The 446-nt window shown below is 72.2% G+C and carries 1 protein-coding gene; it reads left to right on the forward strand.

Annotated features, from left to right (window positions below):
* Positions 1-446: phosphopantetheine-binding protein (locus RUGAMON1_RS32695; RefSeq protein ID WP_445234432.1), on the forward strand; the 446-nt coding region annotated here is incomplete at both ends.

Genomic DNA, 446 nt, shown 5'->3' on the forward strand with positions numbered 1-446 from the left:
TTGCCACTGACGCCGAACGGCAAGCTCGATCGCAAGGCGCTGCCGGCGCCGGATGCGCAAGCCTACGCGGCGCGCGGCTACGAGGCGCCGCAGGGCGAAACGGAAGAGACGCTGGCGGCGATCTGGGCCGAGCTGCTCAAGCTGGAGCGGGTCGGCCGCCACGACAACTTCTTCGAGCTGGGCGGCCATTCGCTGCTGGCGGTGGCGCTGATTGAGCGCATGCGCCGGGCCGGCGTGCAGACCGACGTGCGCACCTTGTTCGGCACGCCGACCATCGCGGCGCTGGCCGCCGGCGGCGGCGCGGTGGACGTGGTGGTGCCGGCCAACGGCATCGTCGACGGTTGCGAGGCGATCACGCCGGACATGCTGCCGCTGGTGCAGCTGAGCCAGCAGGAGATCGACGGCATCGTCGCGGCGGTGCCGGGCGGCGCCGCCAACATCCAGGA

This window comes from Duganella rhizosphaerae, assembly GCF_040364205.1.
Taxonomy (GTDB): Bacteria; Pseudomonadota; Gammaproteobacteria; order Burkholderiales; family Burkholderiaceae_D; genus Rugamonas; species Rugamonas rhizosphaerae.